The 15742-nt window shown below is 70.3% G+C and carries 9 protein-coding genes; 5 read left to right on the forward strand and 4 right to left on the reverse strand.

All coding sequences use genetic code 11. The features are described from left to right. The first annotated feature begins 89 nt into the window (after positions 1-89). The 5 genes from mgtA (at position 90) to KALB_RS44555 (ending at position 8983) form a co-directional block, all read left to right on the forward strand. On the forward strand, positions 90-2690 hold the full coding sequence (mgtA, locus tag KALB_RS34315; RefSeq protein WP_025360199.1) for a magnesium-translocating P-type ATPase: 2601 nt from the start codon (positions 90-92) through the stop codon (positions 2688-2690). Between the two features lie 85 nt (positions 2691-2775). Continuing rightward, positions 2776-3504 (forward strand): MgtC/SapB family protein, encoded by a 729-nt coding sequence (locus KALB_RS34320; protein ID WP_025360200.1) that lies wholly within the window; start codon positions 2776-2778, stop codon positions 3502-3504. Positions 3505-3586: 82 nt separating this feature from the next. Further along, complete coding sequence (locus tag KALB_RS34325) at positions 3587-4747, forward strand: SPFH domain-containing protein (protein WP_025360201.1); 1161 nt, start codon at positions 3587-3589, stop codon at positions 4745-4747. A gap of 6 nt (positions 4748-4753) precedes the next feature. Further along, the gene (locus KALB_RS34330) at positions 4754-5887 is read left to right on the forward strand and encodes a TFIIB-type zinc ribbon-containing protein (protein ID WP_025360202.1); all 1134 of its coding nucleotides are present in this window, start codon (positions 4754-4756) and stop codon (positions 5885-5887) included. Between the two features lie 117 nt (positions 5888-6004). Next, positions 6005-8983 carry a TIR domain-containing protein gene (locus tag KALB_RS44555; protein ID WP_268872281.1) on the forward strand — a complete coding sequence of 993 codons (2979 nt, stop codon included), beginning with the start codon at positions 6005-6007 and terminating at the stop codon, positions 8981-8983. Here KALB_RS44555 and KALB_RS34340 read toward each other — a convergent pair. From KALB_RS34340 to KALB_RS34355, 4 genes are all read right to left on the reverse strand, one after another. Continuing rightward, entirely contained in the window at positions 8980-11496 is a 2517-nt protein-coding gene (locus KALB_RS34340; RefSeq protein WP_025360204.1) for an ABC transporter permease, read from the reverse strand. The two genes, KALB_RS44555 and KALB_RS34340, sit on opposite strands and share 4 nt — an antisense overlap. Beyond that, positions 11496-12248: an ABC transporter ATP-binding protein gene (locus tag KALB_RS34345; protein ID WP_025360205.1), complete on the reverse strand. Its 753-nt coding sequence runs from the start codon at positions 12246-12248 to the stop codon at positions 11496-11498. The genes KALB_RS34340 and KALB_RS34345 overlap by 1 nt, the downstream gene beginning before the upstream one ends. Before the next feature lie 132 nt (positions 12249-12380). Further along, a complete protein-coding gene (locus tag KALB_RS34350) occupies positions 12381-15326 on the reverse strand; it encodes a helix-turn-helix transcriptional regulator (RefSeq protein ID WP_025360206.1) in 2946 nt (981 codons plus the stop codon). 11 nt (positions 15327-15337) lie between these two features. Further along, on the reverse strand, positions 15338-15547 hold the full coding sequence (locus tag KALB_RS34355; protein WP_025360207.1) for a hypothetical protein: 210 nt from the start codon (positions 15545-15547) through the stop codon (positions 15338-15340). Positions 15548-15742 lie beyond the last annotated feature (195 nt).

Below are 15742 nucleotides of genomic sequence, written 5' to 3' on the forward strand. Positions count from 1 at the left end.
CAGTAGTCCGCTGGCCGCCCCGCTCCCGCGCGCCTGAGCGCACCAGTCGGCGGCCACTCCCCTTCACCCCTCCGCCAGGGAGTTCCGCCATGCGCACCACGACCTCGGTCGCCGCCACGCTCACCGAACTGTCCACAATGGACACCAAGGCCCTGATCCGGCACCTGGACGGGCACCCCGCGGGGCTGACCACCTTCGAGCGCGACGCGCGGCTGGCCAGGCACGGCAAGAACCTGGTCGCCGCCGGTGAGGCCCAGCTGTGGGCCAACCAGCTGCTGCGCTGCTGCGCCAGCCCCTTCGTGGTGATCCTGCTGGTGCTGGACCTCGTGCTCGCGCTGACCGGGGACCACAAGGGCACGATCACGGTCAGCGCGATGGTGCTGATCAGCGTCGGACTGCGCTTCTGGCAGGAGTTCCGCTCCGGGCGCGCGGCCCAGCGGCTGCGCGCCATGGTCACCACCACGGCGACCGTCGCACGCAGGGGCACCGGCGGCACACGGCGCGGCGTGTCCGGGGCCGTCACCACCGAGCTGCCCTTCGAACTGCTGGTGCCCGGGGACGTGATCCACCTGTCGGCCGGGGACCTGGTGCCCGCCGACTGCCGACTGCTCACCGCCACCCACCTGGTCGTCGACCAGGCCACGCTGTCCGGCGAATCCCTGCCGGTGGACAAGGAGGCGGGCGCCCCGGTGCCCGCGGGCCGCAACGTGCTGGACTCGCCCTCGTTCTGCTTCCTCGGGTCCACGGTGCTCAGCGGCACGGCGACGGCAGTCGTGGTGGGCACCGGCGCGCGGACCTACCTGGGCTCGATCGCCGAACGGCTCACCCACCGGGTGGAGGACACCAGTTTCGACCGCGGCGTGCGCGCGGCCAGCTGGACGCTGATCCGCTTCGCGCTGGTCATGGTGCCGATCGTGTTGGCCGTCAACGGGTTCAGCCGGGGCGACTGGGCGCAGGCCCTGCTGTTCGCGGTGTCGGTCGGGGTCGGGCTGGTGCCCGAGATGCTGCCGGTGATCGTGACGGCGAACCTGGCCAGGGGCGCGGTGGCGCTGTCGCGCAGGCAGGCGATCGTCAAGCAGCTGCGGGCCGTGCAGAACTTCGGCGCGATGGACGTGCTGTGCACCGACAAGACCGGCACGCTCACCGAGGACCGGATCGTGCTGGACCGCTACCTGGACGCGCGCGGGCGGCACGAGGACTCGGTGCTGGAGCTGGCTTTCCTGAACTCCGCCCTGCAGACCGGTCTGCGCAACCTGCTGGACCGCGCCGTGACCGAACGCGTGGACGCCGACCGGGCGATGATGCTGGAGGCCACCTGGCGGCTGGTGGACGAGATCCCGTTCGACTTCAGCAGGCGGCGGCTGTCGGTCGTGGTCCGCGACACGGACGCACACCACCTGCTGATCACCAAGGGCACGGTCGAGGACGTGCTCGCCGGGTGCACCGCGCTGGCGGTGGACGGGGTCGAGTTGCCGATCAACTCCTTGGTGCGCAAGGACTTGCTCGAACAGGCCGAGGAGCTGGCCGCCGACGGACTGCGGGTGCTGGCCGTCGCGCGCAAGGCCGTGCCGGAGCAGGAGGTCTACCAGGTCGAGCAGGAGCAGGGGCTGACCTTCGTGGGCTACCTGTGCTTCCTGGACCCGCCGAAGGACTCCGCGGCGGCGGCCGTGCGGGAGCTGACCGGGCACGGGGTCGCGGTCAAGGTGATCACCGGCGACCACCCGCTGGTGGCGGCGAAGGTGTGCCGCGAGGTCGGCATCGAGGTGGGCGAGGTCGTGCTGGGCAACCAGATCGACGCCGCCGATGACGCGAAGCTGGCCGGACTCGTCGAGCGCACAACGGTGTTCGCCAGAACCACGCCCACGCAGAAGGCCCGCGTGGTGCGGGCACTGCGGGCCAACGGGCACACCGTGGGCTACCTGGGCGACGGGGTGAACGACGCGGCGGCGCTGCGCGAGGCCGACCTGTCGGTGTCGGTGGGCTCGGCGGTGGACGTGGTGCGGGAGGCGGCAGAGGTCATCCTGCTGCGCAAGGACCTCACCGTGCTGGCGCACGGGGTGGTCGAGGGCAGGCGCACCTTCGGCAACACCATGAAGTACGTCAAGCTGACCGCGAGCTCCAACTTCGGCAACGTGCTCAGCGTGCTGGCCGCCAGCGCCTTCCTGCCGTTCCTGCCGATGTTGCCGGTGCAGCTGCTGGTGCAGAACCTGATCTACGACCTGTCCCAGCTGGCCATGCCCTGGGACCGGGTGGACCGCGAGTACCTGCGGGCGCCCCGGCGCTGGGAGGCGCGCGGGCTGGCCCGGTTCATGCTGGTCATCGGGCCGCTCAGCTCGGTGTTCGACCTGGCCCTGTTCGCGGTGATGTGGCGGCTGTTCGGCGCGGACCAGCCCGCGCTGTTCCAGACCGGCTGGTTCGTGGAGGGCCTGCTCTCCCAGGTGCTGATCGTGCACGTGATCCGCAGCCGCCGCGGGCTGGCCAGCCGGGCGAGCTGGCCGGTGGTGCTGGCCACCGCCCTGGCCGTGGCCGCGGGCCTGGCGCTGCCGTTCAGCCCGGTGGCCGCCTCGCTGGGCATGCGGGTGCTGCCCGTCTCGTACCTGCCCTGGCTGGCTGGAGCACTGCTCGGTTACTGCCTGCTCGTGCAGCTGGTGAAGACCTGGTACGTCCGCAAGTTCACCAGTTGGCTGTGAACGCGCAACGCCCCGTACAGCTCGCGGTCCGCCCTGCCGATGTCGAATGGGGCCGACGCTCGTCCACAGTGGAGGTTTGCGGTTCATGTCTACCCTGGAGATGTCGCTGCGCCTGATCGCGGGCGTCGGGCTCGGCGCGGCCATCGGCTTCGAGCGGCAGTACCGGGCCAGGATGGCGGGCCTGCGCACCAACGCCCTGGTCGCCACCGGAGCGACCCTTTTTGTGCTGTTGTCCGGTTTCGGCTTCACCTCCGTGCCCGGGGCGCACGAGGCCGACCCGACCCGGGTGGCCGCGCAGATCGTCTCCGGCATCGGCTTCCTCGGCGCGGGCGTGATCATGCGTGACGGGCTGAACGTGCGCGGGCTGAACACCGCCGCCACGCTGTGGTGCTCCGCGGCGGTCGGCGCGCTGTGCGGTGCCGGGCTGTACGAACCGGCGGTGGCGGGCACCGTGGTGGTGCTGCTGGCCAACGTGGCGCTGCGCTGGGTGGGCCGCATGGTGGACCGGCGGCCGGACTCCGGCGAGGAGACGACCACCAAGTACACGTTCATGGCCGTGACCAAGGACGAGGCCGAGGCGCACATCCGAGCACTGCTCGTGCAGTCCATGTCCGGCACCGGCTTCCAGTTGCAGTCGGTGTCCAGCCGCAACAGCTCGGTGGAGGGCTACGTGGAGGTGCGCGCGGACCTGCTCACCGACCAGCGAGACGACAAGCAGATGGAGTCGGCGGTGTCCCGGCTGAGCATGGAACCGCAGGTCACCAGCGTGCGCTGGAACGCACGGTCCACCGGCGGCGGCAAGAGCGACGACTGATCCGATCACACCCCCGCGCACAGGTCGATCCGGTATCGTGGCCGGGCCATCGCCACCATCCGCTGCACCTCGGGGGAACCCAGTGGGACTGTTCGACAAGATCCGCGGCGAGTTCATCGACATCGTCGAGTGGCTCGACGACAGCCGCGACACGATCGTCTGGCGGTTCCCGCGCTACGAGAACGAGATCAAGATGGGCGCCAAGCTCACCGTGCGTGAGTCCCAGGCGGCCGTCTTCGTCAACGAGGGCCAGGTGGCGGACGCCTTCCCGCCCGGCATGTACACCCTGCAGACGCAGAACATGCCGATCATGTCCACCCTCAAGGGCTGGAAGTACGGGTTCAACTCCCCGTTCAAGGCCGAGGTGTACTTCGTCAACACCCGGCAGTTCACCGACCTGAAGTGGGGCACGCAGAACCCCGTCATCGTGCGGGACCCCGAGTTCGGCATGGTGCGGCTGCGCGCGTTCGGCGCGTTCGCCATCCGGGTCATCGACCCGCCCGCCCTGCTGCGCGAACTGGCGGGCACCGACCCGCAGTTCCGCACCGAGGAGGTCTCCGAGTACCTGCGGCAGATCATCGTCGGCAGGCTCGGCACGGCCCTGGCCAGCTCCGGGGTGCCGATGCTGGACCTGGCCACCCAGCAGGGCATGATCGGGGACAAGCTGGCCGCGGCGCTGAGCCAGGAGCTCGCCCCGGTCGGCATCCAGATCCCCAAGTTCGTCATCGAGAACATCTCGCTGCCGCCCGAGGTCGAGGCGGCCATCGACAAGCGCAGCCAGATGGGCATCGTCGGCAACCTGGACCAGTACACCCAGTTCCAGGCGGCCAACGCCATCCAGGACGCGGCCAACAACCCCGGCGGGGCCGGTGAGGGCCTGGGCGTCGGCCTGGGCATGGCGCTGGGCCAGCGCGTGGCGGCGGGCTTCCCGCAGCCCGGCCAGCCCCAGTACCAGCAGCAGCCGCAGCAGTACCAGCAGCCGCAGACCGCGCCCCAGCCCACCGCACCGGGTGGACCGCCCCCGCTGCCCGCGCAGGAGCAGTGGTACCTGGGCACCGCCGACGGGCAGCGCATCGGCCCGCTGGACCAGGGCGCGCTCGCCCAGCAGGCGGGCGCCGGGGTGCTGACCCCGAACACGCTGGTCTGGAAGACGGGCATGGCGCAGTGGGTGCCCGCCTCGCAGGTGCCCGAACTGGGTTCGCTGCTGGCCAACACCCCGCCGCCGCTGCCCCCGCAGGGCTGAGCGACGATGACCGACCCGTACCAGCAGACCGGGATGGTGTCCTCGCACACCTACCCGTGCGGCGGCTGTGGGGCCCGCGTGCAGTTCGCGCCGGGCACCAACGTGCTGAAGTGCCCGTACTGCGGGTTCCAGCAGCAGATCACCGCCGGCGACCGGCAGATCCGCGAGTACGCGCTGGCCGAGCTCGGCACGTTACCCCGCAAGCCCGTCGGCAGCATCGGGGCGTACGTGCTGGCCTGCCCGCGCTGCGCGGCCCGCACCGAGACCAACGAGTCCGCCAGCCCGTGCCAGTTCTGCGGCACCCCGCTGGTGGTGGACCCGAACGCGACCGGGCAGATCGTGCCCGAGGCCGTGCTGCCGTTCCGCCTGGACCACAACGGGGTTCGCGGCGCGCTGGGCAGTTGGATCTCCTCGCGGTGGTTCGCGCCCAACGCGCTGAAGAAGGTCAGCACCGCCGAGTCCACCAAGGGCACCTACCTGCCGCACTGGACCTTCGACTCGCAGACCACGTCCTACTACACCGGGGCGCGCGGCGAGCACTACTACGTCACCGAGAGCTACACCGACAGCGACGGCAACCGGCAGACCCGGCAGGTCCGGCACACCCGCTGGTACCACGTCAGCGGGCAGGTCAGCCGGTTCTTCGACGACGTGCTCGTGCCCGCCAGCGTGGTCGTGCCCCCGCAGAAGCTCGACCAGCTCGCGCCCTGGCCACTGCCCGAGGCCCAGCCGTACCAGCCGCAGTACCTCGCCGGGTACCACTCGCTGCGCTACGACATCGAGCCCGAGACCAGCCTCGAAGAGGCCAAGGCGCGGATGGCCCAGGTCATCCAGCAGGACTGCAGCAACGACATCGGCGGCGACGAGCAGCGCGTGGAGTCGGTCAACACCAACCACGCCGACATGACCTTCAAGCTGATGCTGCTGCCAGTGTGGATCGCCTGCTACGTGTACGCGGGCAAGAACTGGCAGGTCCTGATCAACGGGGTCACCGGTGAGGTCATCGGCGACCGCCCGTACAGCAAGGGCAAGATCGCGCTCGCCGTCGTCCTCGCCCTGCTGGTGGTCGCCGTACTCGTGTACTTCTTCTTCATCAACGGCCACCACACGACGACCGGCACCACGACGAAGCACCGATAGCACTCCGCATTGAGGTGGCTTTTCTTCCATTGACCGGAAGAAAGGCCACCTCAATTGCTGCCCGGCATCGTGGGCGCGTAATCTGGCCACTCGATTCGGGTCGAGGGGTGAACCACACTGCCTGAGTTCTTCGTCAACTACCGCACAGGAGATGAGGAGTGGGCGGCAACCCTCATCGCACGCGAACTCATCGAACACTTCGGCAAGCAGAACGTCTTCTTCGCCAGTAAGTCGATCGAGCTCGGGCACGACTTCGCCAACGAGATCATCACGAAGCTGCCGCGGTGCAAGGTGCTGGTGGCGGTGATCGGCTCGGGCTGGCTCACGACCGAGCGCGGCGGACGCACGATCGCCGATCCGCAGGACTGGGTACACCGGGAACTGGCCATGGCCTTCGCGAGCGGTCTGCACGTCATTCCGGTGCTCATCGGCGAAGTGAGCCGGCTGAAGGCGGAGAACCTGCCGCCCGAACTGGCCCAACTCGCTCCGCTCCAGTACCTGAGAATGCGGCACCGCGAGGAGGACTTCGCGATCCTCCGGCTGCTCGACAAGCTGCACGAGTTCGTGCCGGACTGCGCGGCCCGGTGCGAGCGCTCCCCCGCTCCCGACGCACACCCCGAACTGGACAAGGCGGCGAGCCAGCTCGCCGACGCGGTCCGGCTCCAGTGGTCCCGGGAGGAGGAACGGCGCCGGATCCACGACCCGCGCAGCCTCGACGTCGGCTGGCACACCGCGCCCGAGGCCCTGATGGACCACTGGCCCAACATCCACCGGTCGCGCCAGCAGAAGCCCGTGGACCTGGGCGGGCGAATGGACCAGATCCTCGAGGTCTACCGCAGGGTTCCGTCCGGACGACTGGTGATTCTGGGCCCAGCCGGTTCCGGCAAGACAATCCTCACGATCCGGTTCGTACTCGATCAACTCGACGAACGCCAGGCCCACGAACCCGTGCCGGTCATCTTCAGCCTCGGTTCGTGGAATCCAGCCGTCACACAGTTACGTGACTGGCTCACCGAGCAACTCATCCGCGACCACCCGGGGTTCGCCGCGGCCGGGACGGCCGGGGCCCGCCTGGCCGCCGCACTGGTCGACGCCAACCGGATCCTGCCCGTGCTCGACGGGTTCGACGAGATCGCCACCGGCCTGCACCGCGCCGCACTCGATGCGATCAACCGCGTGGACATGCCGCTGCTGCTGACCAGTCGGCTCGCCGAGTACACCGCCGCCGTGGGCGCCGCCGACGTGCTCACCCATGCCGCCGCCATCGAACTGGACCCGCTCACGCTGCGCGACCTCGACGAGTACCTGCCCCTCACCGCCCGCCGCCGGGTCTGGCAGCCGGTGCTGAACCGACTGGCCGTGCACCCCGACCTGGCCTCCCAGCACGTGATCCAGGTGCTGTCCAACCCGCTGATGGTCGGCCTCGCCCGCACGATCTACAGCGATGGCCCCGGCCCGGAACCGCTCGAACTGTTCGACACCAAGCGCTTCCCAACCCCCGAGTCGCTGGAAACCCACCTGCTCGACGCCTTCGTTCCTGCCGCCTACCAGGAGAAACCCCGCTGGAACCCCGAGAACACCCAGCAGTGGCTCGGTTTTCTCGCACAGCACCTCACCAAGCTCGGCACCCCCAACCTCGCCTGGTGGCAGTTCGGCGACTCCATGCCCCGCCTGAAACGCGCGTCGCTGATCGGCGCGGCGGTGGGCGTGATCATCTGCCTCGTCGGCCTCACGTGCGGTGGGACCGGTGTCGTCCTCCCGGCAGCCGCGGGGTGCTGCCTGGTCAGCGGACTTGCCGTCGGAATCGGCTACCACCTCACCGCGCTGATCGGGCTCTGGCTCGCCTTCGGCACCGCGATCGGTTTCGCCTTCGGCCCCAGTCACAACTTCTCCCTACCAATCAGCATTGGCGGAGGGCTCACACTGAGCCTGCTCTATGCGGCCGCATACCGCCTTTCGGGCGGCACGGAATCCACCCCCTCGCGCGCTCGCATGAACATCCGCCGCAGGGCGACACGCCTGGCGCCGATGGCGAAGTTCCTCACCATCGGGAGCCTACTGGGCGCAGTGGATTTCACGTGGCTGTACGTAGTATCGACAATAGACCACAACGCGACCTTCAACACAAGCGATCTGCTCGCCTACTCAGGATTCGGCGCAGCCCTCGGAGCCCTGATAGGGATGTCAACCGGACCAACACGAGGTCGATCAATCCACTTCGACAGGAGCCTGTTCTTTCGTTTCACAGCGCTCAGTGGATTCGGCCTCATCGCCATAGCGGCCATCGGTGCACAGCTGCTTCCCAACGCCCCCAGCATCGGGGCAGTAATCACGGTGGCTCCGCCGTTGGCGCTCTCCCTCGGCCTCGCAGGAGCAATCGAGCGAAGCGCGCGACCGCGAACACAACGTGGACTCCGGGCGAACCTCGCCAGCCGAGCGAGTTGGATCTTTCCGCTGGCCGGGGCCACGATACTCACCGTCAGCATCATAGCAAACAAAGATTCCGAATCGACAGTACCCACCCTGACTTCGAACGACATCCCGGGAACCGGAGTCCACCTCTCCATACTCATCGTCTTGGGAATATCATTCGGCCTCATCGCCAAGGCTGCCGTGAGCATGTTCTCAACACTCGTGACCTCGGACGTGGAAATCGAGAGCACACACGGCTCAACCGGAAGAACACTGCTCAAAGCGGACAGAAACAGCGCTCTACTCAAATCCGCCAGCTATCTGACCGTCACAGCCCTGCTCATGGGAGCACTCTTTCCCACTCTGACCGGAAACAGGCTGGACCTCCTCACCGGCGTCCTCAGCGGAAGCATCCTTGCCGTGGCGGCTCTCGCGGGCAAGGCATGGGGGCGGTGGCTGGTGATCGCGCGGTTCTGGCTGCCGCTGACCGGGCGGGTGCCGTGGCGGCTGGTGGCCTTCCTCAACGACGCGCACCAACGCGGTGTGCTGCGGCAGGCGGGAGCGGTCTACCAGTTCCGCCACGCGAAGCTGCAGAAACACCTCGCGAACAAGGCGTCCCGTCATGAAAGTGCCGTTCGAGACACTAGATGTCTCGAACGGCACTTTCCTGACAAACCGGGCTAGGCCTCGGCCATTCCGGCGACCACGGAGGTCCGGGCGGCACGGCGGGCGGGCAGGACGGCGGCCACAGCGGCGGCGAGCACGGCGACGGCGAGCATCACGGCGAGCTGGCCCGCGGGCAACACGAAGCCCACTTGCAGCTTGTCGGTGGACAACGCGGAGACCACCAGCTTGGCGAACCCGATGCCGAGCAGCACGCCGATCACCGCCCCCATCAGGCCGATCAGCACCGACTCGATGAGCAGCATGAAGCCGAGCTGGCCGCGGGTCAGGCCCAGCGCCCGCAGCAGGGCGGACTCGCGGGTGCGCTCCAGCACCGACAGGGTGAGCGTGTTGGCGATGCCGAATAGCGCGATCACCACGGCCAGCCCGACCAGGGCCCACATGATCATCAGCATCTGGTCGACGCGGCCGGCCAGGTCGGACTTGCGGGCGGCGCCACTGGCGACCTCGGCGATGGGGCTGCTCGCGGTGGCCTTCTCCACGGCGGCCTGCCCCGCCTGCGGGCTGACCCCGTCCCGGACCTTGATCATGATCATCCGATACCCGGTGCCCGGGGCGATCCGTTGCAGGGTCTCCAGGGAGACGATGGCACTGCTCTGGTCCTCGTTGGAGTAGGTACCGGCCAGGGTCAGCGTGGCGCCACCGGCCCGCACGCGGTCACCGACCTTCAGCCCGTACCGGGTGGCCTGGCTGTCGCTGAGCAGCAGGGTGTCCGGTCCGAGCCTGCTGACATCCCCCTGGGACTGCTTGAGCTGCACCGACTTGCCCAGTGAGTCGGCGGGCGTACCGAACAGGTACAGCGACTTACCGTTGACCTTGACCTCGGCGGAGCCGGTCGGGGTCACGGTCTGCACCTCGGGCTGGGCGCGCAACTGGTCGGCCAGCGAGGTGGGCAGCGGGTGCTCGCGCACCGCGGAGGTCACCAGGTAGTCCGCGGGGAACTGCTTGTCGATCTCGCTGGTGACGCTCTCCTTGCCACTGGCGGCCGCCACGGTGATCATCGTGACGATCGTGACGCCGATCATCAGCGCGGCGGTGGTCGCGGCGGTCCGCTTGGGGTTGCGGGTGGCGTTGGCGCTGGCCAGCTTCGCGGGCACGCCGAACAGCAGCCGGGGCAGCGCGCCGAGCACCCGGTTGACCGGGCCGACGATCACCGGGCCGAGCGCGATCACCGCGCCGAGCAGCACCATGGTGCCCAGCCCGGTGACGATGAAGCCGACGGAGTCCCCCGAGCGCAGACCGATGAAGCACACGCCGCCGCCCAACAGGGCGAGGATGGCCACGAACGCCATGCGCACCACGCTGGTGCGGCGCACCTCGTCCTGACTGTCCGGCAGGCTGCGCAGCGCGGCCAGCGGCGCGACCCTGGTCGCGCGCAGCGCGGGCAACACGGCGGAGAGCACGGTGACCACCACGCCGACCCCGAAGGCGATGAGCACGGTGTTCACGGTCAGCGGCAACTGCACGGGACCCTTGCTGCCGCCGAAGACCGAGCCGACCCCGGCCTGCAACGCCGCGGACAGGCCGACGCCGGCGCCCAGGCCGAGCACCGAGGCGAACAGGCCCATCACCAGTGCTTCCAACAGCACGCTGCGGAACACCTGGCCGCGGTCGGCGCCGATGCACCGCAGCAGGGCCAGCTCCCTGGTCCGCTGCGCGACCAGGATGGTGAAGGTGTTGTAGATGACCATGGCGGCCACCACCAGCGCGATCAGCGCGAACACCAGCATGAACTGGGTCAGCCCGCCGGAACCGCGGCTGACCTGCTTGAGCACGTCGACGGTGTACTGCTCGCCGGTCTTGACCGACAGCTTGCCGCCCACCGCGGTGCTGATCCGGTCGGCCAACTGCTGCTGGCTCACCCCCTGGTCGGCGGCCACCACGACCTGGCCGACGTAGTGCTCCTTGGCCAGCGGGGCGAGCGCACTGGGCAGCAGCACGGCGGCGTCCCCGCTCAGCGAGGACTTGGACACGCCCTGGGTGTAGGTGCCGACGATCGTCAGCGGCACGGGCTTGTCGGCCTGGTCCAGCACGGAGACCTTCTGGCCGACCGCGAGCTTGGCGGTCTGCGCGGTCGTGGCGTCCAGCGCGATCTCGTCCGCCTTGGCGGGCATCCGGCCCTCTTGGAGGTCGGTCATCCGCAGCCGCTGGTCGCCCTCCAGCGCGGACACGGTGGCCGACTTGGCCTTGCCGTTCGCGCCGACCAGCGGCACCTGGGCGCCCCAGCGCGCGTCGGCCGCGGCCACGCCGGGCACGGCCCGCACCTGGTCCAACTGGGTCTGGCTGATGCCGCCGCGGTCCTCGTCAGCGCTGCCGGAGCTGCTGCGGCCGGGTTCGACCGACACGTCCACGCCCCGCGTCTGCCGGGCGAAGTCGTTGTGCAGGTTGGCGTCCAGGGCGCTGCCCAGGATCAGCGTGCCGCTGACGAAGGCGACGCCGAGCACGATCGCGATCGAGGACAGCACGAGTCGAGCGGTGCGGGCGCGCAGGCCCGCGAGGGTGGTCTTGAGCATCACGCGCCCAGGTGGCGCAGCGCGGCCAGCACGGAGTCGGCGGTCGGGTTGGCGATCTCCCCGGCCAGGTGCCCGTCGGCCATCAGCACGACGCGGTCGGCGTAGGAGGCGGCCACCGGGTCGTGCGTCACCATGATCACCGTCTGGCCGAACTTGCGCACCGACATGCGCAGGAAGTCCAGCACCTCGGCCCCGGAGCGCGAGTCCAGGTTGCCGGTGGGCTCGTCGGCGAAGACCACCTCGGGCTTGCTCACCAGCGCGCGGGCGCAGGCCACGCGCTGCTGCTGGCCGCCGGAGAGCTCGGTGGGCTTGTGCCGCAGTCGATCGCGCAGGCCAACGGTGTCCACAATGGTGTCGAACCAGACCTGGTCGGGCTTGCGACCGGCCAGTTCCAGGCCCAGCAGGATGTTCTGCTCCGCGGTCAGCGTGGTGAGCAGGTTGAACGCCTGGAACACGAAGCCGACCCGGTCGCGGCGCAGCTTGGTGAGGTCGCGGTCGGACAGCCTGGTGATCTCGCTCTGTCCGATGTGGACGGAACCGGAGTCCACGGTGTCCAGACCGGCGAGGCAGTGCATGAGGGTGGACTTGCCCGAGCCGGAGGGGCCCATGATCGCGGTGAACTGGCCCGCGGCGAAGGCCACGCCGACCCCGTCCAGCGCGCGCACCGCGGTGTCGCCCTTGCCGTAGACCTTGACCAGGTCACGGGCCGCGACCGCGGTCCGGGTGCCGACGTCGGACGCCAGTGCTGACATGTTCCACTCCACTCACGCAAACGAGTTCCTGACAGCCGCAACGCTAGGGGCACCGCACCCGCGCGGGCGTCACCACAGGGGCTGCAAGCGGAGTCGTCCCGCAGGCTGACCGGTTGTCATCCCGCAGGCTGATCAGGGTTCCAGCAGGCCCCTGTCGTACGCCGCGGCCACCGCCTCGGCACGGCGTCCCGCGCCCAGCTTGGCCATGATCCGGGACAGGTGCACGCTGACGGTCTTCTCGCTGATGAACAGCTCCGCGCCGACCTCGCGGTTGGTCCGCCCCAGCGCGACCAGCGACAGCACCGAACGCTCCCTCGGGGTCAGCGGGTCCACCGTGTCCCGCGGCACCATTCCGTTGTCCTCCAACGGAATCCGTGCCCGCTTGGCCAGCTGGTTGAGGGCGGACAGCAGCGGGGCCGCACCCAGTCGCTGCGCGGACTCGCGGGCCAGCGCGAGCTGCTGGGCCGCGCCGTCCTGCTTGGCGGCCAGCATCGCGGCGGCCAGCCGCCAGCGGGCCAGCGCGCGCTCGTAGGAGTGGCCGTAACCGAAGCCGTCCACCACGGCCCGCCACGCCTCGGGATCACCGGCGCCGGTCAGCCTGCTGTGCTCGGCGTGCAGCCGCGCCAGCCACGCCCTGCCCTCGGGGCCGAGCCGCCCGCTGCGGTGCGAGCCCTCGGCAGCGGCCAGCCCGCTGGCCAGCAACTCCTCGGCCACCTCCAGCGCGGCCCGCTCGGCCTGTTCGTCACGACGACGACGGGCCCGCTGCGCGAGGTCCGCGGCGGCCCCGATCCCCAGCGCGGACAACCGGATCCCGCCGGTGGCGCGCGGCAGCATCGCCTCGACCGCGGCCAGGCCCTCCCGCACGGCCTCCAGCGCGCGGTCCGGCCGCCCGCGCCAGCTGTGCAGCTCGGCGCTGGCCGCCGTGCAGAACATGGGCAGCTGGAAGTCCGTCGGCCACTCGGGGCGCAGCCGCTCCAGCAGGTGCTGGGCCTGCTCGAACCGTCCCGAGCCGACGTCCACCACCACGGTGGCCGCCGCCACGATCGAGGTCGCGATGGTCGCCACCGGGTCGCGCGGCAGGTCGGCGGCCTCGGCCACCCCGGCCCAGTCCCCGGCCACGTACCGGGTCACCACCAGCAGCACCCGCAACTGGAAGCCGAACGGCCCCCAGGACAGTCCCGCCTCCTGCGCCCGCCGCAGGCCCTCACCGAAGACCTTGCCCGCCTCGCCGATCAGCCCCTGCTCGTACCGGTTGATGCCGAGGTTGAACCAGGCCCGCAGCTCCACGCTGTGCGCCCCGGCCTCGATCGCCCGGTCGCGGGCCACCACCAGGCGGCCGCACGCCTCCTCCACGTCACCGCCGCGCTCGTCCATCACCGCCAGGGTGATCAGCGCGTCCGCCTCGGCACTGCGCGAACCGGCGGCGCAGGCGTCGCTCACCGCCTGCTCGGCCATCTCGCGGGCCGTCTGGTAATCGCCGATCGCCCGCCTGGCCCGCGCCTTGATCGCCAGTACCCAGGCGCGCTGCGGGCTCGACGGCTGGTCCCGGACCAGCTCCCAGGCCTCGTTGATCACCTCGGCGGCCTTGTCCTCGCGGCCGTCCACGTTCATCAGCGCCATGGACAGCCTGCGGTACGCCTCCGGCTTGTTCTCGGCGTCGGCGGCGTTGACGGCCTCCCGCGCGTAGGCGATGCCGCGCTCCAGCTCGCCCGCGCTGATCGCGTGGAAACTGGCCCGGTGCAACAACTTGAGCTGCCCCACCCCGGTGTGCGACTCGGGGTCGTCCACCGCGCCCCACAGCTTGAGCGCCTGCTCGGTGTAGTGCAGGGCCTCCCCCGGCGCGCCGAGGTCGTCCGCCTCGGTGGCGGCACGGGTGGAGAACTCCAGCGCCTCGGGCAGCGAGTGGCTCTCCATGTAGTGGTAGGCCAGTCGCGCCGCGGTGCCGCGCATCGCGGGCTCCCCGCGCAGCTGCTTGGCGTAGGCCAGGTGCAGCCGCACCCGCTCGCCGGGCAGCAGGTCGTTGTAGACGGCCTCGCGCAGCAGCGCGTGCCGGAACGTGTAGGCGCCCTCGCTGTCGACGGTCTGCAACACGTTGTGCTGCACGGCTTCGCGCAGCGCCTCCTCCAGATCGGGCGCGGGCAGGTCGGCCACGGTGTGCAGCCGCGCGTAGCCCACCCGCCGGCCCCCGACCGAGGCGGCGCGGATCACCTGCTGGGCGGTGGGGCTGAGCCGTTCGATGCGCGACAGCAGCACGTCGGCCAGCCCGGTGGGCATCGCGGCGGGCTCGCCGCAGTCCAGGCAGCTCGCCAGGAGTTCCTCGGCGAAGAACGGGTTGCCCTCGGAGCGGGTCGCGATGCGCAGCACCGCGGCGTCGGTGACCTCCTCGTCGGCCAGCGCGCGCACGAAGCTCACGGTGTCGGCCTGGTCGAAGGGGTTCAGCTCGACGCGCTCCACGGAGGTCAGCCGCACCAGCTCGGCCAGCACCGCGCGCAGCGGGTGCCTGCGGTGCAGTTCGTCGGCGCGATAGGTGACCAGCACCAGCAGCCGCTGCGAGCGCAGCCGGGACAGCAGGAAGTGCAGCAGGTGCCGTGAGGAGGAGTCGGCCCAGTGCATGTCCTCCAGCGCCAGCACCACGCAGCGCTGCCCCGCCAGCTCGTCGAACAGGCCCAGCACGGCGTCGAAAAGCTGCAACTGGCTGAGGTCGGCCTCCTCGCCGACGGTCTTCGGGCTGGCGGGCTCGGCGGCCAGCGCGGGCAGCAGCCTGGCCAGCGCGGGCCTGCTGTGCAGTGCCTCGGGGTGCTGCTGGCGGAGCTGGCCGAGCACGTCGGCGAACGGCAGGTAAGGCAGGCCGCTGCCCGCACCCACGCAGCGCCCGGTAAGGACCAGTGCGCCCTGCTGGGCGGCGAACTCGGACAGATCGGTCAACAGGCGGGTCTTGCCCACCCCGGCGTCACCGGAGAGCAGGGCCGCCGAGGCGGTGCCGTCCTGGGCACGCGCGAAGGCGGCGCGCAGTCGGCTTCGTTCCGAACTGCGCGCCACCAGCGGAATTCCCGATCCGAGTCTCGGCACGACCTGCATCGTCGCACACCTCAGGCGGCGTGTAGGGCCGGTTCTCCGAGCTCGTTCGGGTCGGCTGAGTCACTGGCCAACTGCTCGCCGCGCGGCCTGCGCACCAGGCGTGCCAGCCAGCTCTCACTGTGCCGCTGCTGCGCCGCGCGGGCCGCCCGCATGCGGTCGCGGGCCAGCTCCTGCCGGTAGTCGATCTCCGCCTTGAGCGACTCGGGCGTCCACTCCAACATCTCGTTCCTCCACTGCTCGTCGGTGACAGTGGAGAGGTTCGTCCTGAGGTGGGCCGCCCGGCATCGGCTGATCACCTCGGTACTGCCTTACCCCGCGGCCCCGCGCGGCCCTGAGCCCCGAGTAAGGCCCCTCAGTCCCCACCCCGCGAGTCCCGCCCACAGGACGCCGAGTCCCGCTCTGGGGCAGCCGAGTCC

This window comes from Kutzneria viridogrisea DSM 43870 (genome assembly GCF_000525635.1).
In the GTDB taxonomy this organism is placed as follows: domain Bacteria; phylum Actinomycetota; class Actinomycetes; order Mycobacteriales; family Pseudonocardiaceae; genus Kutzneria; species Kutzneria viridogrisea.

Bases quoted from the DNA above. Each gene is read 5' to 3' on its own strand.
- mgtA (WP_025360199.1), top strand. From the start codon at position 90: ATGCGCACCACGACCTCGGTCGCCGCCACGCTCACCGAACTGTCCACA.
- KALB_RS34320 (WP_025360200.1), top strand. From the start codon at position 2,776: ATGTCTACCCTGGAGATGTCGCTGCGCCTGATCGCGGGCGTCGGGCTC.
- KALB_RS34330 (WP_025360202.1), top strand. From the start codon at position 4,754: ATGACCGACCCGTACCAGCAGACCGGGATGGTGTCCTCGCACACCTAC.
- KALB_RS34340 (WP_025360204.1), bottom strand. From the start codon at position 11,496: ATGCTCAAGACCACCCTCGCGGGCCTGCGCGCCCGCACCGCTCGACTC.
- KALB_RS34345 (WP_025360205.1), bottom strand. From the start codon at position 12,248: ATGTCAGCACTGGCGTCCGACGTCGGCACCCGGACCGCGGTCGCGGCC.
- KALB_RS34350 (WP_025360206.1), bottom strand. From the start codon at position 15,326: ATGCAGGTCGTGCCGAGACTCGGATCGGGAATTCCGCTGGTGGCGCGC.
- KALB_RS34355 (WP_025360207.1), bottom strand. From the start codon at position 15,547: ATGTTGGAGTGGACGCCCGAGTCGCTCAAGGCGGAGATCGACTACCGG.